Origin of the sequence: Microbacterium paludicola, assembly GCF_039529675.1 — a bacterium.
GTDB lineage: Bacteria > Actinomycetota > Actinomycetes > Actinomycetales > Microbacteriaceae > Microbacterium > Microbacterium paludicola.
Map to the genome: position 1 here is coordinate 33,692 of NZ_BAAANG010000036.1, position 20,309 is coordinate 54,000.

Genomic DNA, 20,309 nt, shown 5'->3' on the forward strand with positions numbered 1-20,309 from the left:
GTTCACACCACACGCATCGACACGCTCGCGAAAGGAGCACAACATGACCGGAGAGGGATTCCAGGACCTCGGCCTGCAGGCGACGAACGGCGGTGGCTGCGCCTGTTGCGGCCCCGCCTCGCACGCCACCACGGCGAACACCACCGCTCCGGCGACGGCGCAACCAGCGTCGGGTGATCTGTCGGCGCAGTTCCTGGTGGAGGGCATGACGTGCTCGCACTGCGTGCGCAGCGTCACCGACGAGGTCTCCGCGATCGACGGGGTCTCCGGCGTCGAGGTCGACCTGCACGCCGGCGGCGTGTCCACGGTGACCGTGTCCAGCACCGCCCCAGTGGACGCGGAGCGGGTGCGGGAGGCGGTCGAGGAGGCCGGATACAGCCTCGCCGCAGCATCATGAGCACGCTGGACGTCGATCTCGACATCACCGGGATGACCTGCGCGTCGTGCGCGACGCGGGTCGAGCGGAAGCTGAACAAACTGCCCGGGGTGGAGGCGACCGTCAACTTCGCCACCGAGAAGGCCCGCGTGCACTCCGAGGCTCCGGTGCCGGTGGAGGAGCTGATCGCCGCGGTCGAGCAGGCCGGGTACGGGGCGAGCGTCCCCGCCCCGCCCGACCCGGCTGAGCAGATCACCACGCCGCGGGACGAGGAGCTGGCGTCGCTGCGGCAGCGGCTGATCGTCTCGGCGGTGCTGGCGGTGCCGGTCGCGGTGCTGTCGATGATCCCCGCCCTGCAGTTCACCTACTGGCAGTGGCTCACGCTCACCCTGGCCGCGCCGGTGGTGGTGTGGGGGGCGTGGCCGTTCCACCGCGCCGCGGCGATCAACGCCCGGCACGGGGCGGCGACGATGGACACCCTGATCAGCGTCGGGGTGCTGGCCGCGTTCGGCTGGTCGCTGTACGCGCTGTTCTTCGGCGGCGCCGGGATGCCGGGAATGCGGATGAGCGTCACCTTCTTCGGCACCCCGCAGTCCGGCGGTCATGAGGTGTACCTGGAGGTCGCCGCCCTGGTGACCGTGTTCATCCTCCTCGGCCGTTACCTCGAGGTCCGTGCGAAGCGGCAGTCTGGGGAGGCCCTGCGCGCCCTGCTGGAGCTCGGCGCGAAGGACGCCGTGGTCCTCCGGGCCGGTGCCGAGCAGCGCATCCCCGTCGCACAGCTCGTACCGGGTGATGTCGTGGTGGTGCGGCCGGGTGAGAAGATCCCCGCCGACGGCCTGGTCACCGAGGGCGTCTCCGCGGTGGACGAGTCGATGCTCACCGGCGAGTCCGTGCCGGTCGAGGTCGCCCCCGGCTCCCGCGTGGTGGGCGCGACCGTGAACACCGGCGGGCGCCTGCTCGTGCAGATCACCCGCGTCGGCGCCGACACCGAGCTGGCCCGTATGGCGCGGCTGGTCGAGGAGGCGCAGACCGGCAAGGCACAGGTGCAGCGCCTCGCCGACCGGGTGTCGGCCGTCTTCGTCCCCATCGTCATCGCTCTCGCCCTGATCGCGTTCGCCGGGTGGCTGATCGCGGGAGCGCCGCCGGAGGTCGCGTTCACCGCCGCGGTGACCACTCTGATCATCGCCTGCCCGTGCGCGCTGGGGCTGGCGACGCCGACCGCTCTGCTGGTCGGCACCGGCCGCGGCGCCCAGCTGGGCATCCTCATCCGCGGACCCCAGGTGCTGGAGCAGACCCGCCGCATCGACACCGTCGTCCTCGACAAGACCGGCACCATCACGGCCGGCACCATGACCGTCACCGGCGTCCACCCCGCACCCGGCACCGACCGAGCCGAGCTGATCCGGGTCGCCGCGGCGCTCGAGCACGGCTCTGAGCACCCCATCGGCCGCGCGATCACCGCCGCCGCGGATGGCCCGGTGGATGCGGTGGAGTCGTTCGCCGCCGAGTCAGGGCAGGGCGTGCAGGGCATCGTCGACGGCCGCATGGTCGTCGCCGGCCGCGCCACCTGGATCACCGGGCAATGGGCGATCGCGATCCCCGACGATCTCGCCGGGACGATCGCGGCCGACGAGGCCGCGGGCGCGACCGTGACCGTGGTGGCGTGGGACGGGCAGGCGCGCGGCGCGATCAGCGTCGCCGACACCATCAAGCCCACCAGCAGTGAGGCGATCGCCCGGCTGCGGCAGCTCGGGCTGACCCCGATCCTGCTCACCGGCGACAACCCCGGCGCCGCCCGCACCATCGCCGACGACGCCGGCATCGACGACGTCCGCGCCGGAGTCACCCCGCAGGGCAAGCTCGACACAATCCGGGAGCTGCAGGCATCCGGCCGGGTGGTCGCGATGGTCGGCGACGGCGTGAACGACGCCGCCGCCCTCGCCCAAGCGGACCTCGGCATCGCGATGGGCACCGGCACCGACGCGGCTATCACCGCCGCGGACCTGACCATCGTCTCCGGCGACCTGCTCCTGGTCCCGGACGCGATCCGGCTCGCCCGCCGCACCCTGGGCACCATCAAGGGCAACCTGTTCTGGGCGTTCGCGTACAACGTCGCCGCGATCCCGGTCGCGATGCTCGCCCTGCTCAACCCCATCCTCGCCGCCGCCGCGATGGCGTTCAGCAGCGTGTTCGTGGTCACCAACAGCCTCCGACTGCGCCGCTTCCGCCACCTGCCCGCCCCGACGCCCACCGTCCCGACGCCCCGCCGCGACACCACCCCCGTCCACGCCTGACACCCACGCAAGGAGACCGCCATGACGCACGACCGCGACCACACCGGCCACGACGCCGCCGCGCACGATCACGGGTCCCACGAGCATCATCACCACGAGCCCCCGGCCGGAGCGACCAACCTCGTCACCTGCCCGGTCATGCCCGGCAACCAGGTCGACCCGGCATGGGCCGAGAAGCGCGGCCTGTTCCGCGACTACGAAGGCACCCGGTACTGGTTCTGCTGCCCCGAGTGCGGGCCGCTGTTTGACGCCGACCCCGCCCGCTACGCCAACGCCGCCTGACCCACGACGGCAGGGAAAGGGGGCGCGGGATGGATACAGCGGTCGGGCTGGTGCAGGCCTACCTGCGGGTGAACGGGTACTTCACCGTCGCCGAGTACCCGGTGCTGGACGCGACCGGTCCGGACGGGCCGCGCACCGTCACCGACCTGGACATCCTCGCGATCCGACTGCACCACATCCGCGGCGACGACCCCGACCCGGCCCTCGGCGCCCGCCCCGGGGCGCCGGACATGATCGTCGGCGAGGTCAAGGAGGGCGCCCCGAAGCTGAACCCCGCGATGCGCGACCCCGCGGTGCTGGAGGCCGCGTTCGCCCGGTTCGGCTGCTGCACCCCCGCCGACGCGCCCGCGCTCGTCCAGGAGCTGCTGACGGCCGGGCAGGTCCTCGCCCCGGAGGGCCACCTGATCCGCACGGTCGCGTTCGGCAACACCGCCCGCCCCAATCTGTCCCGCTCCTGGCACACCGTCCCCCTCGAGCACATCCTCGACTACCTCCGCGATCACCTCGCCCGCAACTGGGCCGTCGTCGGTCGCACCCAGATCAAGGACGACACCCTCGGGCTGCTGGCTCTGATGGAGAAGGCCCACCGCGCCGGAACGGGCCGCCGATGAGCCGGCTGCCGCGCACCGGTCCCCATCCGGGACCATCGCCCCTGGCCAGGCATCGGTCGGGCGACCAGCCTGGGCAGGACCGCCGTGCGCCCGATCGGCGCCGGTGGGGATCCAGGCACACCAGGGTACGCTGGACGCGGGAAGGAGGTCGGCGGTGAACCACATCCGAACCCTGGTGCACGCCCCATCCGGGCTGCACCGGCTGCTGTTGACCTTCGCGACCGCGCTCCTGCTGATCGCCGGCCTGCTGGCCATGCACACCCTCACCGGCACGCTCACCAGCGGGCACGCCGACACCCCCGCAGCGGCCTCCGAAGCCGCCCATGCCGCGCCTGCCTCTGACCTGGGCGGCACCGTCGCGACCGGGAGCATGCTCGAGGACACCATCGGGACAGGCCCCGAGGCTTCGGGCGGGTACTGTGAGGGCGACTGCGACGGCTCGGGCGGAATGCCGGACCATTCGATGCTGATGATGGCGTGCGTGCTGGCGCTGTTGGCCGCCACCATCGTGCTGCTCGCCCCGGCGCTGCTGGCCCGCCTGGGCACCGCCCTCGCCCTGCTGCGCCTGCACGGGCGGAATGTGCTCACCGCGTTACCGCACCCCCGACCACCTTCCCTCATCGTCCTGTCGATCAGTCGAACCTGATTCCCCGCCCTCCCGTCACCGCTGTGCCGGGAGATGCTGCGCCGTGCCCGCATACGGCACGGAAATCGACTCACCATTCGACCGACTAGACAAGGACACCCACCCATGCGTTTCCGCATTCTCGCGCTGAGCACCGGCGCGCTCGCCGCTGCGCTCGTGCTCGCCGGCTGCGCCCCCACCGACGGATCCATGCCCGGCATGGACCACGGCCCCGGCGGCATGACCAGCAGCACCCCCGCCCCCTCCGGGCAGGCATCGTTCAACTCCGCTGACGAGATGTTCGTCACGATGATGATCCCGCACCACGAACAGGCCATCGAGATGGCCGATCAGATTCTGGCCAAGGACGGCATCGACGAGCGGGTCGTGACCCTCGCCGAGCAGATCAAAGCCGCCCAAGGCCCCGAGATCCAGACCATGAAGGGCTGGCTCGAGGACTGGGGAATCCCCTACGACGACTCCATGTCCGACATGGGCGGGATGGGCGGCATGGACCACGGCAACGGGATGATGTCCGACGACGACATGGCCGCCCTGGACGCCGCCACCGGGGTCGAGGCGACCCGGCTGTTCCTCGAGGGCATGATCGGCCACCACCAGGGCGCCGTCACGATGGCCCAGATGGTGCTGGACAACGGGGAGAACCCGGACGTGGCCGCGCTCGCCCAGCAGATCATCGACGGACAGACCGCCGAGATCACCACCATGCAGGACATCCTTGCCACCCTCTGACCCGAACCCCTCGGGCGGGGCCGACCACCCCTGACCTGGCCCCGCCCGAGGCCCGGCGATCCGCCCGGCGCATCCGTCCTGACCGACAGCGTCGACCCGTCGAAAGGCCCGTCATGACTTCCCGGACTCTGGCCGCGTGCTTCGTGGGCATCATCCTCGCCCTGATCATCCTGTCCGCGGCGACCATTCTCTTCATCCAGGCGATCGCATGAGCAGCAACGCCACCACGATCACGGCCGCTGCCGTCGCCGCTGCTGCGGGCCTGCTGCTGACCGGCTGCACCTCCACGCCGACCGCCACCTCGGCACCCGCCCCGGATACCGGTCTCGGTCATGTGCACGGCATCGTCGACCTCGGCGGGAGCACCGTGCTGCTGGGCGCCCACGCAGGCCTCTACACCCTCACCGACACCGGCGACCTCTCCGGCCCCCTGGGAGGCGCGGACTTCGACGCGATGGGCCTGACCGCCGACGGCGACGTCCTCTACGCCTCCGGGCACCCGGGACCGAACACCCCGGCGGAGCTCGGCGAGCACAACCTGGGACTCATCCGAAGCACCGACGCCGGGACCACCTGGGAGCCGGTCGCGTTCACCGGGCAGGAGGACTTCCACGTCCTCACCGCCGGAGACGGTGCGATCCACGGGATCGGGTCCAGCTCGATCACCATCCGCACCAGCACCGACGGCGGGACCACCTGGATCGACGGCGCCGAGCTCCCCGCCGCCGACCTGACCGTCACCACCGACGGCACCCTGTACGCCGCGACGCGGCAGGGCCTGCAGGAGAGCCGGGATGCGGGCGCCACCTTCGACCTCGTCGCGGATGCGCCGCCGCTCTACCTGGTGGAGGCGGACTCCACGGGCGGGCTGGTCGGCGTCGACACCGACGGCACCCTCTGGCGACTCACCGGCACCGGATCCTGGGACAGCGTCGGTGCCGCCACGGGCACCGTCCAGGCGCTCGGGAACGCAGATGGGGCGGTCGTGCTCGTCGACGACCGCGGCATCGTCTGGATCCACGGCACCGAGACCACCGTCGTCCTCCCGGCAGGGACCGCACAATGACCACTATCACCATGACCACATTCGGCGGCCTCGGCCGCGAACCGCGAGGAGACCGACCATGAGCACCGCACCGGCCCGCTGGGCATACCGCACCACCGCCGTCACCCCGGAACGACTGGAGGAGGTGGATGCGTGGTGGCGGGCGGCGAACTACCTGAGCATCGGGCAGATCTACCTGCTCGACAACCCGCTGCTGCGCGACCCGCTCACCGCGGAGCACATCAAGCCTCGACTACTGGGGCACTGGGGCACCACCCCGGGCCTGAACTTCCTGTACGCCCACCTCAACCGGGCGATCACCGACCGGGATCTGAACACCCTGTACGTGACCGGGCCGGGGCACGGCGGGCCGGGCATGGTCGCCAACGCCTACCTGGACGGCACCTACACGGAGCTGTACCCGCGGATCGACCGCACCGAGGAGGGGCTCAAGGCGCTGTTCCGGCAGTTCTCCTTCCCCGGCGGCATCCCCTCGCACGCGTCCCCGGACACGCCCGGGTCGATCAACGAGGGCGGCGAGCTCGGCTATTCCCTCGTCCACGCCTACGGCGCCGCGTTCGACAACCCGGACCTGCTGGTCGCGTGCGTGATCGGCGACGGGGAGGCCGAGACCGGGCCGCTGGCGACCGCGTGGCACGGCAACAAGTTCCTCAACCCAGCCGCGGACGGGGTGGTGCTACCGATCCTGCACCTGAACGGGTACAAGATCGCCAACCCGACGGTGCTGTCCCGCATCCCCGAGGACGAGCTGGTCGCGCTGCTGCGCGGCTACGGCCACGAGCCGTTCGTGGTCACCGTCGGCTTCGACGGCGAGGACCCGCGGGAGTCCCACGCCCGGTTCGCCGGCGTGCTGGACGAGGTGCTGGACCGGATCGCGGACATCAAGACCGCCGCGGCGGCCGGCACCCTGGAAGGCCGGCCGGCGTGGCCAGCGATCGTGCTGCGCAGCCCGAAAGGCTGGACCTGCCCGCCGGTGATCGACGGGCTCCCCGTGGAGGGCACCTGGCGGTCCCACCAGGTGCCGCTCGCCGAGGTCCGCGACACCCCCGAGCACCTGCAGCTCCTCCAGGACTGGCTGGCCTCCTACCGGCCCGACGAGCTCTTCGACGCCGACGGCGCCCCGTTCCCCGCCACGGTCGCCGCCGCCCCGGCCGGAGCGCGGCGGATGAGCGCTAACCCGGTCGCGAACGGCGGGCAGCTGACCGTCCCGCTGCGCCTGGGCGACTTCCGCGACCACGCCCACCCGGTCGACCCCGAGGCGCGAGGCACGGGAACGGCGGAGGCGACCCGAATGCTCGGCGAATGGCTCGCCGACGTGATCCGGCACAACCCGGACAACTTCCGCATCTTCGGCCCCGACGAGACCGCCTCCAACCGGCTCGCCCCGCCCGTGTTCGAGGCCACCGGCAAGCAGTGGAACGCGACCGTGCTGCCGGTGGACGAGCATCTGGCGCCGACCGGGCGGGTGATGGAGGTGCTCAGCGAGCACCAGTGCCAGGGCTGGCTCGAAGGGTACGTCCTCACCGGCCGGCACGGCCTGTTCAACTGCTACGAGGCGTTCACGCACATCGTCGACTCGATGTTCAACCAGCACGCCAAATGGCTCGAAGCCGCCAGCGAGGTGCCCTGGCGGGAACCGGTGCCGAGCTTCAACTACCTGCTCTCCAGCCACGTCTGGCGGCAGGACCACAACGGGTTCAGCCACCAGGACCCCGGGTTCATCGACCTCGCCCTGAACAAGAGCCCCGACATCGTCCGCGTCTACCTCCCGTTCGACGCGAACACGCTGCTGTCCACCTACGACCACTGCCTGCGCTCCACCGGCTACATCAACGTCGTCGTCGCCGGAAAGCAGCCCGCCCCGCAGTGGCTCACCATGGACGAGGCGATCGAGCACTGCACCCGGGGCCTGGGCATCCTGCCCTGGGCCGGCACCGAGACCGAGGGCGCCGAGCCGGACGTGGTGCTCGCCGCCGCCGGCGACGTGCCCACCCTCGAGGTGCTCGCCGCGGCCGCGTTGCTGCGCGAGCACATCCCTGACCTGTCCGTGCGGGTCGTGAACGTGGTCGACCTGACCCGTCTGCAATCCGAGGACCAGCACCCGCACGGCCTGCCGGACCGGGAGTTCGACGCGATCTTCACCCCCGACAAGCCGGTGATCTTCGCCTACCACGGCTACCCGTGGCTGATCCACCGTCTCACCTACAAGCGCGCCGGGCACCAGAACCTGCACGTCCACGGCTTCGTGGAGAAGGGCACCACCACGACCCCGTTCGACATGGTCATGCTCAACGACCTCGACCGCTACCGGCTCGCGATCGACGTCCTCGACCACGTCCCGGGCCTTGCCGCGACCCACGCGCAGCTGCGGCAGGAACTCGTCGACGCCCGCCTGCGCGCCCGCGCCCACACCCGCGAGCACGGCACCGACATCCCCGCCGTCGCCGACTGGCGCTGGCCCCACCCCGACACCGACCCGAACCGCCCCTCCACCGCGAAGGAAATCCGATGACCGACACCAAGACCGTGACCCTGCAGGTCAGCGGCATGATCCGCGCGACCTCCAAGAACGTCACCGAAGCCCACCTCGCCCGCCAGCCGGGCGTCCTGTCCGTCGACGCGAACCCGGTCTCCCAGACCGCGACCGTCACCTACGACCCGCAGACCACCTCGGTCGCGCACCTGCAGCAGTGGGTGATCGAATGCGGCTACCACTGCGCCGGGCAGTCCGTCCCGGACCACATCTGCGACCCCGCCCACGAACCCCACGAGCACGCCGACCACCACGACCACGCCGAGCACGATGCCCACGCCGAGCATGACGCGCACGACGGCTATCAGGAGCACGCCGAGCACGAGGGACGCGCGGTCTCCACCGGTCATGACACCCCGGCGGGGCACGAGCACCCGCACCCGGCAGCGGACCACGCTGACCACTCCGCAGTGGACGCCGGTGAGCATGCCGGTCACGCTCCGGCCACCGAGGGTGGGCACGATCACGGGGCTCAGCCGGCCGGCCGCAGCGCGCAGGATGTGATGGGCCACGGCGGGCATCACGGCGGCATGTCGATGGCGGCGATGATCCGCGACATGCGCAACCGGTTCCTGGTCGCGTTGATCCTGTCGATCCCGATCACCTTGTGGTCCCCGATCGGCCGGGAGGTGCTCGGCTTCGAGGTGCCGGCCCCGTTCGGGCTGCGCGACGACGTGTTCATGCTGATCCTGTCGCTGCCGGTGATCTTCTACTCGGCCTGGATCTTCTTCGACGGCGCCTACCGGGCTCTGCGCGCCCGCACCCTGGACATGATGGTGCTGGTCGCGGTCGGTGTCGGCGCCGGCTGGATCTACAGCCTGGTCATCACCCTCACCGGAGGCGGCGAGGTGTTCTACGAAGCCGCTACCGTGCTGGCCACCTTCGTGCTGCTCGGCCACTGGGTCGAGATGCGCGCCCGGGGAGGTGCGAACGACGCCATCCGCCGGCTGCTGGAGCTCGCGCCCGCCCGCGCGGTCGTCCTCCGCGACGGAGAGGAGGTCGAGATCCCCACCTCCGAGGTCGTCCCCGGCGACCTCATGCTCATCCGCCCCGGCGCGAAAGTCCCCACCGACGGCGTCGTCGAGGACGGCGAGTCCGAGATCGACGAGTCGATGGTCACCGGCGAGTCCATGCCGGTCGAGAAGGCGCCCGGCTCGGAGGTGATCGGGGCGACCGTGAACACCGTCGGCACGCTCCGGGTGCGTGCCACGAAGGTCGGCGCGGACACCGCGCTGGCGCAGATCGTGAAGCTGGTGCAGGAGGCGCAGAACTCCAAGGCCCCCGGCCAGCGCCTCGCCGACCGGGCCGCGTTCTGGCTCGTTCTGCTCGCCCTCGTCGGCGGCACCCTGACCTTCCTGGTGTGGTTCCTCGCCGGGGCGGAGCTGCCGATGGCGATCCTGTTCGCGATCACCGTCGTCGTCATCACCTGCCCCGACGCCCTCGGGCTCGCCACGCCGACCGCGATCATGGTCGGCACGGGCCTGGGCGCCAAGCGCGGCGTGCTGTTCAAGAACGCGACCGGCATCGAGACCGCCGCGCACATCGACACCGTCGTGCTGGACAAGACCGGCACGCTCACCAAGGGCGAGCCGGAGGTCACCGACTACATCCCCATCGGCATGGACGACCTGGAGCTGCTCGCCCTCGCCGCCGCGCTCGAGCGGGAGTCGGAGCACCCGCTGGCCAAGGCGATCGTCACCTACGCCGACAGCCGGAACATCCCGCGCCGCACCGCGTCCGCGTTCCGCAACGTCACCGGGCAGGGCGCGATCGCCACCGTGGACGGGAAGCAGGTGGTGCTCGGCAACGCCCGGCTGATGGCCGCGCAGGGCATCGACACCGGCCCGGTCGTCTCGCAGCAGCAGGCCCTCGCGGACGGCGGCCGCACCGCGATCATGTTCGCCGTCGACGGGCAGATCGCCGGCGTGATCGCCCTCGCCGACGCCCCCCGCGACACCGCGAAAGCCGCGATCGACGCACTCCACGAGCAGGGCATCGAGGTGGCGATGCTCACGGGCGACAACAAGCCCACCGCCGAGCGCATCGCCTCGCTGCTGGGCATCGACACCGTGATCGCCGACGTGCTCCCCGAGGACAAGTCCGCCAAGATCGCCGAGCTCCAGGCATCCGGCAAGAAGGTCGCGATGGTCGGCGACGGCGTCAACGACGCCCCCGCCCTCGCCCAGGCGGACCTCGGCATCGCGATCGGCGCCGGCACCGACGTCGCCATCGAGACCGCCGATGTCGTCCTGATGCGCTCCGACCCGCTGGACGTGGCGATCGCGCTGAAGATCGGGAAGGGCACGCTGCGGAAGATGCGGCAGAACCTCGGCTGGGCCATCGGCTACAACGCGATCGCGCTGCCGATCGCCGCCGGCGTGTTCTACCCCGCGTTCGGGATCATGCTCTCCCCGGAGATCGCCGCCATCAGCATGTCCGGCTCCAGCGTGATCGTCGCCGTCAACGCGCTCCTGCTCAAGCGGCTCCGGCTGCCCGCCCAGCAGGCCCCCGCGGCCCCGGCAGAGGCGAGCAGCCTCGCCCCGGCGTCGACGCCCGGCGGCGCCTCATGACCGGACGCGAGGCGCCGCGATGACTCCGCGGTCGGCAGAGCGCGGGACTCACCACCTCGATGCCGTCTACGACGCGGTGCTGTTCGACATGGACGGCGTGGTCACGAACACCGCCGCGATCCATGCCGCCGCGTGGAAGCAGCTGTTCGACGAGGTGCTGCGAGACCCGCGTGTGCAGGTGGACGACCCCGAGACGACCTTCGACCCGGTCGCCGACTACCGCCGCTATGTGGATGGGCGAACCCGCGAGGACGGGGTATCGGCGTACCTGACGGCCCGTGGGATCGCCCTGGACGCCGGAGATCCCGACGACCCACCAACGGCGTGGACGATCGCGGGGCTCGCGGCGCGCAAGAACGAGCTGTTCCTGGCGGAGCTGGGCACCCGCGGGCTGCGCGTCTATCCGGGCACCGTGGCGCTGCTGCATCGCCTGCGGGGCGCGGCCGTTCCGGTCGGGCTGGTCACCGCGAGCCGGAACGCGCACCAGATGCTCGCCGCCGCAGGACTGGCCGGCTGCTTCGACACCGTGGTGGACGGCCGGATCGCGCTCTCGCATCACCTGAAAGGCAAGCCGGATCCCGCCATGTTCGTCGAGGCAGCCCGGCGACTGGGTGTCGCTGCGGCCCGCACCGCGGTCGTCGAGGACTCGGTCGCCGGCGTGGCGGCCGGGAGGCGCGGAGGCTTCGGCTTCGTCGTCGGCATCGACCGCGCCGGAGCGCGGGAGCAGCTCGAGGCCGCGGGCGCCGACCTCGTCCTGGCCGATGTCGCCGAGCTCGACCTGGGCGTCTCCACCACGGATCCGTGGCAGCTGGTCTACGACGGCTTCGACCCCGCGCACGAAGGGCACCGGGAGGCGCTCACCGCGCTGGGCAACGGCTACCTGGCCACCCGGGGCGCCCGGCCCGAGCACCACGACGACGGCATCCACTATCCCGGCACCTACCTCGCCGGCGTGTACAACCGGCTGGCGAGCACCATCCACGGGCGCGAGCTCGAGGAGGAGCATCTCGTCAACACTCCCAACTGGCTTCCGGTGGACCTCCGCCTCGGAGACGGGCCGTGGCTGTCCACCGGCCAGGTCGTGACGCACAGCGAACGACGCGAGCTCGACCTGCGCCGCGGCCTGGTCGTCCGCCGCGCGGTCCTCACCGGTCCGAACGGGGATCGACTCGACTTCGTGCAGACGACGTTCACCTCCCTGGACGAGCCTCACCTGGCCGTGCTGGAAACCACGCTCACCGCCCCCGACTGGAGCGGCACGGTCACCCTCCGCGCCGGGATCGACGCCGGGGTGCGCAACAGCAACGTGGCCGCGTATCTCGGATCGGACGCCACCCACCTCACGCAGCCGACGTTCCGCCAGGTCGGCGACACCACCCTCTGCGAGGTGCGGACCCGGCAGAGCCGGGTCCACATCGCCACCGCCGTCCGCTCGACCCTCACCGGAACCGACAGCGCGACCGATCACCGCATCGACACGCCATCGCAGCACACCCGGGAGCTGCGCATCCCTCTGGAGCAGGGTCGACCGGTCACCCTCACCAAGACGGCCGCGATCTACACCTCCCACGATCGGGCCATCAGCGAGCCGGGTGGTGCCGCCCTGACCCTGCTCACCGAACGCGGTGGCGACGTCGAGGCGCTGCGGGAACGCCACGCGGCGGCGTGGCGGCGACTCTGGGAACGCTTCGCGGTCACCCTGGACGCCGACACGCACAGCCGACTCATCCTGAACCTGCACGTCTTCCACCTGCTCCAGACCCTCTCGCCGCACACCGTCGAGCTCGACGCCGGGGTGCCCGCCCGCGGCCTGCACGGCGAGGGGTATCGGGGGCACGTCTTCTGGGACGAGGTGTTCGTCCTGCCCGTGATCGCTCTGCGCACGCCCGAGATCAGCCGGGCGCTGATCGACTACCGCTGGCGGCGACTGGACGCCGCCCGCGCCGCGGCGACCGCCGCCGGACTCCGCGGAGCCCTCTTCCCCTGGCAGAGCGGCAGCGACGGTCGCGAGGAGACGCCCGAGGCGCTCTACAACCCGCGCTCCGGTCGGTGGATGCCGGACAACTCCCACCGTCAACGCCACGTCGGCCTCGCCATCGCCTACAACGCCTGGCAGCACTACCAGGCCACCGGCGACCTCGAGTGGCTCGCCGAACGCGGCGGCGAGCTCATCATCGAGGTCGCCCGCCTGTTCGCCTCGCTCGCCGAGCACGACACTGCCACCGACCGCTTCCACATCGCCGGGGTGATGGGACCCGACGAGTTCCACGACGGCGCCCCGGACGCTCCCGGCAGCGGCCTGCGCGACAACACGTACACCAACGTCCTCGCCTCGTGGGTCGCCACGCGAGCGGCCCGGACACTCGCCCTGCTCCACGGGCACCGCGGCGAGGGCCTCCGCGACCGGCTCCGCGTCACCGACGAGGAGATCGCGGGATGGGCCCGGCTCAGCACACGACTGGCGGTGGGGTTCCACCGCGACGGCATCCTCACCCAGTTCGACGGCTACGAGAGCCTGCAGGAGCTGGACTGGGACCACTACCGCGAGGAGTACGGGAACATCGGCCGGCTCGATCTCATCCTCGAGTCCGAGAACGACAGCACCAACCGGTACAAGCTCGCCAAGCAGCCCGACGTCGTCATGCTGGTCTACCTGCTCGGTCACGACGGGCTCCGGGCGCAACTCGCCACGCTCGGCTACCCGTTCTCCGAGCAGGACCTGACCCGCACGGTCGAGTACTACCTCGCGCGCACCGCCAACGGGTCGACGCTCAGCCGAGTCGTGAACGCCTCCGTCCTGGCCGGCATCGACCCGTCCCGCTCCTGGATCGCGTTCCGCGAGGCGCTGATCGCCGATCTCGACGACTCCCAGGGCGGCACCACCCGCGAAGGGATCCACCTCGGCGCGATGGCCGGCACCATCGACCTGCCCGTCCGCTCCTTCGCCGGCATGGCCCTCGGTGACGACGAGCTCGTCTTCGCCCCCCGACTGCCGCCGAACCTCACCCGGGTCGGGTTCCAGATCCGATACCGCGGCCACCTCGTCGACGTGATGCTCCGTGACCGCAGCCTGGAGCTTCGCGTGCACGCCGGCTCAGCACCCGCGATCCACGTGCGCGTCGGCGCGGTCGCCGTGCCGCTCTCGGCCGGACAGACCAAGACGTTCGCGATCGGCCCGGGCACCTCGGCCCGCGACGCGACCAACCGCGAAGGAGGCCTCGACTGATGAGCACGCATCGGAGCCGGTATCGGCGCATCGCCACCATCCTCGAGCACCACGGACTCGGGCTCGGCCTCGGGCTGCTCGGGCTGGAGAAGTGGATTCCCTTCAACAAAGGCGTTCTCGGGCATGCGCGCCGGGACGAGCCCTACACCAGTCCGGAACACCTCCGACTCGCCCTCGAGGAGCTCGGACCGACCTTCATCAAACTCGGCCAGCTGCTGTCCACCCGCAACGACCTGCTGCCCGCCGCTTACCTCGCCGAGTTGGTCAAGCTTCAGGACGCCGCGCCGCCCGAGGCCTGGGAGCCGATGAAGGCGGTGATCCGCGAGGAGCTCGGCGCGGACCCCGAACAGCTCTTCGCACAGTTCGACCCGCAACCGCTGGCCGCCGCGTCGATCGGGCAGGCATACGCTGCGACCCTTCACGACGGCACCCAGGTCGTCGTGAAGGTCCGCCGACCCGGCGCGGTCGCCCAGATCCACGAAGACCTGGAGATCCTGCAGAACCTCGCCGAGCGCGCCGACAAGCGGTGGGATGCCGCCCGCCAGTACAACCTGCCGGGCATCGTCGAGGAGTTCTCCCGCACGCTGCGCGCCGAGCTCGACTATCTGCAGGAGGGCCGGAACGCGGAGCGGTTCGCCGCCGACTTCGCCGACTCACCCGACGTCGCCGTCCCCCAGGTGTTCTGGGAGACGACCACGTCACGCGTGCTGACCCTGGAACGGATGCACGGCATCCGAGTCGACGACCTGCCCGCCCTGGACGCGGCCGGCATCGACCGGAACCAGCTGGCCAGGCGAGGCGCAGACCTCATCCTCACCATGGTGTTCGAGAACCGCTTCTTCCACGCCGACCCGCACCCGGGCAACCTGTTCATCCAAACCGACGGATCCATCGCCCTCATCGACTTCGGCATGGTCGGCCAACTCGACGAAGAGGTCACCGAGCAGCTCTCCGACGTGCTGCTCGCCTTCACCCGCGGAGACTCCAACGCGCTCGCCACCGCCCTGCTCGCGCTCTCGATCACCAAGAACACCTCCGACCGCGGCGAGCTAGGCCGCTCCCTGGACGTCTTCGTGTCGCGGTATCTCGGACGCCCCCTGTCCGACATTAACCTCAGCCACCTGCTCGGAGAGCTGCTCGCCCTGCTGCGACACCACCACCTCCAGCTGCCGCAGCAGATCGCTCTGCTGTTCAAGGTCCTGATGATGGGCGAGGCACTGGCGGCACGGCTCGACCCCGAGTTCGAGATGCTGCAGGCGCTCACCCCCTTCTCGGAGCGGATCGTGCAGCGACAGTTCTCCCTCCCCGCCCTGGCGAAACGCTGGGCACAGGCATCCGCGGATGCCGGAGCACTGCTGCTCGAGCTGCCCGGAACACTCAAGCAGCTCCGGCGGGTGCTGGAGAACGGCGGCCTCGAGGTGCACCTGCGCGCGGCCGAACTGGAACCGCTCGTGGGACGGGCTGAACGGATCGGCAATCGCCTGATCGCCGGCATGATCACCGCCGCTCTGATCAACGGCATCGGCGAACTCGTCAGCGGGAACACGAGATGGCGCTCGCGGGAAGGCGTCATGATCGGCGCCGGCGCGAGCGTGGTCACCGCACTCGGCGGCTACCTGCTCTGGACCACGCGGCGACGGCGATGACCGCCGCGGCTCCCATCCCTCATCAGAAAGGCACGCACATGAACACCATTCGAGTCGGCGTCAACGGCTACGGCGTCATCGGCAAGCGCGTCGCCGACGCGGTCCTGCTGCAGTCGGACATGGACCTGGTCGGCGTCGCGGACATCGCCACCGACTGGCGGATCAAGTCCGCAGCGAACCGCCTGCCCGTGTTCGCCTCCACCATCGAGGCGCAGCAGGCCATGCGGGCCGCCGACGTGCCCGCACAGGGAGTGCTCGACGACCTTCTCGCGCAGTGCGACGTCGTCGTCGACACCACCCCCAAGCATGTGGCAGCGGGAAACCTGGAGCGCTACCGCGCCCTCGGCGTCAAGGCAGTGCTCCAAGGCGGCGAGTCCCACTCCACCACCGGCCACTCCTTCGTCGCCCAAGCCAACTACGCCAGCGCCATCGGCAGGGACAGCACCCGGGTGGTCTCCTGCAACACCACTAGCATCGTGCGGATCCTCGGCGCGCTGGATGCGGCCGGACTCCTGCTGCGCGCCCGTGGGGTGCTCATCCGCCGCGCCACCGACCCGTGGGAATCGCACCTCGGCGGGATCATGAACACGATGGTCCCAGAACCGACCATCCCCTCTCATCAGGGCCCCGACGCACAGACCGTGCTCCCCGGACTCGATGTCGTCACCATCGCCGCCAAAGGCGCCCACACGCAGACCCACAGCCACTACTGGACGCTACAACTGACCCGGGAGGCGACCCGCGACGAGGTGCTGGACGCCCTGCGCGCCGCGCCCCGCATCGCGTTCATCCGGATGTCCGATGGCCTGGTCGCCCTCAACTCCACCGTCGAGCTGATGCGCGATCTCGGCCGCCCCCGGGGAGACATGTGGGAGGTCGCCGTGTGGGAGGACCTGGTCACCGTGAACGGCAGCGAGGCCTACCTCGCCTACCAGGTCTACAACGAGGCCATCGTCGTGCCCGAGACGATCGACGCGATCCGCGCGCTGACGGGCACCGTCCCCGACGCCGCGACCTCGATCCGCCTCACCGACGAGAGCCTCGGCATGCGCCAGGACTTCCTCACACCGGCGGAGGAGCCCGACCATGACCGGTGACCACCAACCGCCCGCCGACCATCCCGGCGAAGGCGACCCGCGGCGACGGATGCCTGTGACGGCGTGGCTGATCATCGGGATCTCCGTGCTCGGGATCGCGATCTACCTGTTCATCGACCACCTTCCCCACGTCGTCGCAGTGCTGCCCTACGTCGCGATCATCGGCATGGCCGCCATGCACCTGTTCGGCCACCGCCACCACACCGGCGCCCACGACTCGAATCATCGACGCCACGGGGGCGACAGCGGGACCGACACGCGAGAGTCGTCGTGAACACCGTCGTCCGCCCCCTCGCGGACGCCAGCCGGCACGGGCACCCCCGACCGCTGCGGATGCTGTGGGTCACGCTCGCCTGGGGGTCGTGCTTCGTCGCGATCACCGTCGGCCTGCAAGACGCCCCGCCGCTGTGGCTCGCGGCACTGAGAGCCCTCATCGCCGGGGTCGCGCTCGCAACCGTCGCCGGCATCCAGCGGGCACCTCTTCCCCGCGACCCGAAGACATGGGCACTGATCGGCTGCCTCGGACTGGTGAACATCGCCCTGGCATTCGCGACGATGTTCGTCGCCGCGACCGGACTGTCGACCGGGATCGCCTCGGTGCTCGCCAACGCGCAGCCAATCCTGATCCTGCTGCCCGCGTGGTGGCTATACCGCGAGCGTCCCACCCCCGCCGCGATCGCCGCGATCGGCCTGGGCTTCACCGGCCTACTCATCATCGTCCTTCCCTCCGGGCTCGGCACCGGAGCGTGGCTCTCACTGACCTCCGCCGCCGCGATCACCGCCGGCACCCTCATCGGCCGGATCGTGCACGCAGACGTCCGAATCGTGGCGGCAGCTCAGCTGCTCATCGGAGGTGCGATCCTCGCCGGCACCGCAGCCGTCACAGAAGGGCCGCCCACGATCGACTGGAACATCCGGTTCATCCTCACCCTGCTGTTCCTATCACTGGTCGGCACCGCCGCCACCACGGTCGCCTGGTTCACCGAGATCGGACGTGCCCGGCTCGACCTCCTCGCCGCGTGGACGCTGCTCGTGCCGGTCTTCGGGATCCTGCTGTCGCTGCTGATCCTGCGCGAGGACCCGGGCCTGTGGGGCTGGATCGGGACCGTGATCGTGCTGATCGCAATGGCGTTGCTCGCCATCGGATCCAGGCGCTCAGAGCCCTCGGCCGTCACGGCAACCGGCAATCGTGCCCCACGAGCCTCCGCCGATCATGCGACGTCCGACCCGGACGGCCTCCCTGACGAAAACCACGGCCCGCGCTCCCGGCCGGAAAGGAAACAACGATGAACCCGTCGCCCGCCCCACGCCCCCGCTTCCTCCTAACTCGGCGAGGGTTCCTCGGCGTCAGCATTGGCGCCGTCGCGACGGTCGCGCTGGCATCCTGCGCGCCGGCGGCGAACTGGGTGCAGCCCGACGGCGCCCAGGTCCAAGGCGCCGAGCGGCGCCGCGGCGGCACCGGGAAGGTCACCACCGCGACCCTCACCGCCGCCCCGACCGTGCTGGACCTAGCCGGGGCGACCGCGCCGACCTGGGCGTTCGGGTCTGTTCCGGCGCCCGTGATCCGTCTCGGCGCCGGAGACACTCTGAAGGCCACCGTCCGGAACCAGCTCGAGGCGGACACCTCCGTGCACTGGCACGGGCTCGCGCTGCGCAACGACATGGACGGCGTCCCGCCGGTCACCCAGCAGCCCATCAAGGCCGGGGCCAGTTTCGACTACGAGTTCATCGCGCCCGATCCCGGCACCTACTGGTTCCACCCCCACGTCGGGGTGCAGCTGGACCGTGGCCTGTACGGGGCGCTGATCGTCGAGGACCCCGCCGAACCCGGCGGCTACGACGACGAGTGGGTCATCATCCTCGACGACTGGCTCGACGGCGTCACCGCCACCCCCGACGACGTCCTTGACGAGCTGTCCGCCGGGATGGGCGACATGGGCGGGATGGGCGACATGTTCATGCGGATGGGCAACACCCTCATGGGCGCCACCTCCGACCTGCTCGGCGGCGACGCCGGCGACGTCTACTATCCCCTCTACCTCGTCAACGGGAAGCCCCCCGCCGACCCGACCCAGTTCACCGGGCGGGCCGGCGAGAAGGTGCGGCTGCGGATCATCAACGCCGGCAGCGACACCGCGTTCCGCCTCGCCATCGGCGGTCACACGCTCACCATCACCCATACCGACGGATTCCCCGTGGAACCGGTCGAAGTCGACAGCATCCTCATCGGTATGGGCGAACGCTACGACGCGATCATTACCCTGGATGACGGCGCGTTCCCCCTCATCGCTCAGGCCGAAGGCAAACGCGATCGCGGTTTCGCCGTCATCCGCACCGGCAGCGCCGCGGCAGCACCGACGGCCGATGTGAGCATCCCGGAGCTCACTAGCAGCCGGATCGGGACCGCACAGCTGCTGACGTCAGATAGCAGCGTTGCGCTGTCCTCACGGCAGCCTGATCGGACCGTGGCGATCACTCTCTCCGGAGGTATGGCCGAATACGACTGGGGCATCGACGGGCGACGGTTCGATATGAATCAGCCCCTCGACGGCGCGCACGAGATCCGCGAAGGCGAACGCGTCCGGTTCACGATCACCAACGACACCGAGATGTGGCACCCATTCCACCTTCACGGACACACCTACCAGCACGAAGGTGGCCCGCGGAAAGACACCTCGATCATCCTCCCGAAGCAGACCCTTACCGTCGATTTCGACGCCGACAACCCCGGCCTCTGGGTCGCCCACTGCCACAACATCTACCACGCCGAAACCGGCATGACCACTGTTATCGGCTATCGGGCGTGACTAGGCTGCACCTCCTGCAGCCGACGCCCCAAGTCGTGTCGATGGACGCGTGACGACACCATCGCCCGGACGGGACGATGGTCAACTCCGGTGGGCCAGGGTGACTTCCCGCGGCGCGACGCCATTGACGATCCGCCGGTCGGTCCACTGTTGCCGACACTGGAGAGCGTACGCACGGAGCGGAACCACCAGGCGGTGTTCGGGCACGTCAAGATCATCCACGTATTCGAGGGCGTCGCGTAGATCGAGACGGCGGTCGGCACTGCCGCGTGCACGCCTGGTTCGGCTATGACCCTGAGAGCTGGGATGTGGTACTCGGGTGCGTCCCGCCCAAGGTGTGCGGATATGGGCGCTCTTCTTCGACGAGTCATTCCTGCGCTCCCGCATACGGTGGGAGCTCGCTAACGTCAACCGGGCCCGGCC

15 protein-coding genes are annotated in these 20,309 nt (G+C 70.6%); all 15 read left to right on the top strand.

Features of this window, described 5'->3' with window-relative positions:
* Window positions 1-43: 43 nt before the first annotated feature.
* The 15 genes from ABD161_RS14760 to ABD161_RS14830 all read left to right on the top strand — a co-directional run bounded on the left by ABD161_RS14760 (window position 44) and on the right by ABD161_RS14830 (window position 19,886).
* Window positions 44-397: a heavy-metal-associated domain-containing protein gene (locus ABD161_RS14760; protein ID WP_344004611.1), complete on the top strand. Its 354-nt coding sequence runs from the start codon at window positions 44-46 to the stop codon at window positions 395-397.
* Window positions 394-2,670: a heavy metal translocating P-type ATPase gene (locus tag ABD161_RS14765; RefSeq protein WP_344004614.1), complete on the top strand. Its 2,277-nt coding sequence runs from the start codon at window positions 394-396 to the stop codon at window positions 2,668-2,670. Before ABD161_RS14760 ends, ABD161_RS14765 begins: the two co-directional genes overlap by 4 nt.
* 21 nt (window positions 2,671-2,691) lie before the next feature.
* A complete protein-coding gene (locus ABD161_RS14770) occupies window positions 2,692-2,952 on the top strand; it encodes a YHS domain-containing protein (RefSeq protein WP_042378564.1) in 261 nt (86 codons plus the stop codon).
* Window positions 2,953-2,981: 29 nt separating this feature from the next.
* A complete protein-coding gene (locus tag ABD161_RS14775; protein ID WP_042378563.1) occupies window positions 2,982-3,563 on the top strand; it encodes a hypothetical protein in 582 nt (193 codons plus the stop codon).
* A 154-nt stretch (window positions 3,564-3,717) separates the two neighbouring features.
* Complete coding sequence (locus ABD161_RS14780; RefSeq protein ID WP_344004622.1) at window positions 3,718-4,209, top strand: DUF6153 family protein; 492 nt, start codon at window positions 3,718-3,720, stop codon at window positions 4,207-4,209.
* A gap of 105 nt (window positions 4,210-4,314) precedes the next feature.
* Window positions 4,315-4,941 (top strand): DUF305 domain-containing protein, encoded by a 627-nt coding sequence (locus tag ABD161_RS14785; RefSeq protein WP_344004625.1) that lies wholly within the window; start codon window positions 4,315-4,317, stop codon window positions 4,939-4,941.
* A gap of 208 nt (window positions 4,942-5,149) precedes the next feature.
* Window positions 5,150-6,007, top strand: a complete 858-nt coding sequence (locus ABD161_RS14790) for a F510_1955 family glycosylhydrolase (protein ID WP_253034363.1) — start codon at window positions 5,150-5,152, stop codon at window positions 6,005-6,007.
* A gap of 58 nt (window positions 6,008-6,065) precedes the next feature.
* A complete protein-coding gene (locus tag ABD161_RS14795) occupies window positions 6,066-8,519 on the top strand; it encodes a phosphoketolase family protein (RefSeq protein ID WP_042378557.1) in 2,454 nt (817 codons plus the stop codon).
* The gene (locus tag ABD161_RS14800) at window positions 8,516-11,110 is read left to right on the top strand and encodes a heavy metal translocating P-type ATPase (protein WP_344004632.1); all 2,595 of its coding nucleotides are present in this window, start codon (window positions 8,516-8,518) and stop codon (window positions 11,108-11,110) included. Before ABD161_RS14795 ends, ABD161_RS14800 begins: the two co-directional genes overlap by 4 nt.
* Before the next feature lie 19 nt (window positions 11,111-11,129).
* Window positions 11,130-14,336 carry an HAD-IA family hydrolase gene (locus ABD161_RS14805; RefSeq protein WP_344004635.1) on the top strand — a complete coding sequence of 1,069 codons (3,207 nt, stop codon included), beginning with the start codon at window positions 11,130-11,132 and terminating at the stop codon, window positions 14,334-14,336.
* Window positions 14,336-15,982, top strand: a complete 1,647-nt coding sequence (locus ABD161_RS14810; RefSeq protein ID WP_058253887.1) for an ABC1 kinase family protein — start codon at window positions 14,336-14,338, stop codon at window positions 15,980-15,982. The genes ABD161_RS14805 and ABD161_RS14810 overlap by 1 nt, the downstream gene beginning before the upstream one ends.
* Before the next feature lie 38 nt (window positions 15,983-16,020).
* Window positions 16,021-17,079 carry a type II glyceraldehyde-3-phosphate dehydrogenase gene (locus tag ABD161_RS14815; RefSeq protein WP_344004640.1) on the top strand — a complete coding sequence of 353 codons (1,059 nt, stop codon included), beginning with the start codon at window positions 16,021-16,023 and terminating at the stop codon, window positions 17,077-17,079.
* Window positions 17,069-17,353 carry a DUF2933 domain-containing protein gene (locus tag ABD161_RS14820; protein ID WP_033107642.1) on the top strand — a complete coding sequence of 95 codons (285 nt, stop codon included), beginning with the start codon at window positions 17,069-17,071 and terminating at the stop codon, window positions 17,351-17,353. The genes ABD161_RS14815 and ABD161_RS14820 overlap by 11 nt, the downstream gene beginning before the upstream one ends.
* Window positions 17,350-18,369 (top strand): DMT family transporter, encoded by a 1,020-nt coding sequence (locus ABD161_RS14825; RefSeq protein WP_152594931.1) that lies wholly within the window; start codon window positions 17,350-17,352, stop codon window positions 18,367-18,369. The genes ABD161_RS14820 and ABD161_RS14825 overlap by 4 nt, the downstream gene beginning before the upstream one ends.
* Window positions 18,366-19,886 (top strand): multicopper oxidase family protein, encoded by a 1,521-nt coding sequence (locus ABD161_RS14830; protein WP_344004645.1) that lies wholly within the window; start codon window positions 18,366-18,368, stop codon window positions 19,884-19,886. The genes ABD161_RS14825 and ABD161_RS14830 overlap by 4 nt, the downstream gene beginning before the upstream one ends.
* Window positions 19,887-20,309: the final 423 nt, after the last annotated feature.

Bases quoted from the DNA above. Each gene is read 5' to 3' on its own strand.
- ABD161_RS14790 (WP_253034363.1), top strand. From the start codon at position 5,150: ATGAGCAGCAACGCCACCACGATCACGGCCGCTGCCGTCGCCGCTGCT.
- ABD161_RS14765 (WP_344004614.1), top strand. From the start codon at position 394: ATGAGCACGCTGGACGTCGATCTCGACATCACCGGGATGACCTGCGCG.
- ABD161_RS14800 (WP_344004632.1), top strand. From the start codon at position 8,516: ATGACCGACACCAAGACCGTGACCCTGCAGGTCAGCGGCATGATCCGC.
- ABD161_RS14775 (WP_042378563.1), top strand. From the start codon at position 2,982: ATGGATACAGCGGTCGGGCTGGTGCAGGCCTACCTGCGGGTGAACGGG.
- ABD161_RS14785 (WP_344004625.1), top strand. From the start codon at position 4,315: ATGCGTTTCCGCATTCTCGCGCTGAGCACCGGCGCGCTCGCCGCTGCG.
- ABD161_RS14830 (WP_344004645.1), top strand. From the start codon at position 18,366: ATGAACCCGTCGCCCGCCCCACGCCCCCGCTTCCTCCTAACTCGGCGA.
- ABD161_RS14810 (WP_058253887.1), top strand. From the start codon at position 14,336: ATGAGCACGCATCGGAGCCGGTATCGGCGCATCGCCACCATCCTCGAG.
- ABD161_RS14795 (WP_042378557.1), top strand. From the start codon at position 6,066: ATGAGCACCGCACCGGCCCGCTGGGCATACCGCACCACCGCCGTCACC.
- ABD161_RS14820 (WP_033107642.1), top strand. From the start codon at position 17,069: ATGACCGGTGACCACCAACCGCCCGCCGACCATCCCGGCGAAGGCGAC.
- ABD161_RS14760 (WP_344004611.1), top strand. From the start codon at position 44: ATGACCGGAGAGGGATTCCAGGACCTCGGCCTGCAGGCGACGAACGGC.
- ABD161_RS14805 (WP_344004635.1), top strand. From the start codon at position 11,130: ATGACTCCGCGGTCGGCAGAGCGCGGGACTCACCACCTCGATGCCGTC.
- ABD161_RS14770 (WP_042378564.1), top strand. From the start codon at position 2,692: ATGACGCACGACCGCGACCACACCGGCCACGACGCCGCCGCGCACGAT.
- ABD161_RS14815 (WP_344004640.1), top strand. From the start codon at position 16,021: ATGAACACCATTCGAGTCGGCGTCAACGGCTACGGCGTCATCGGCAAG.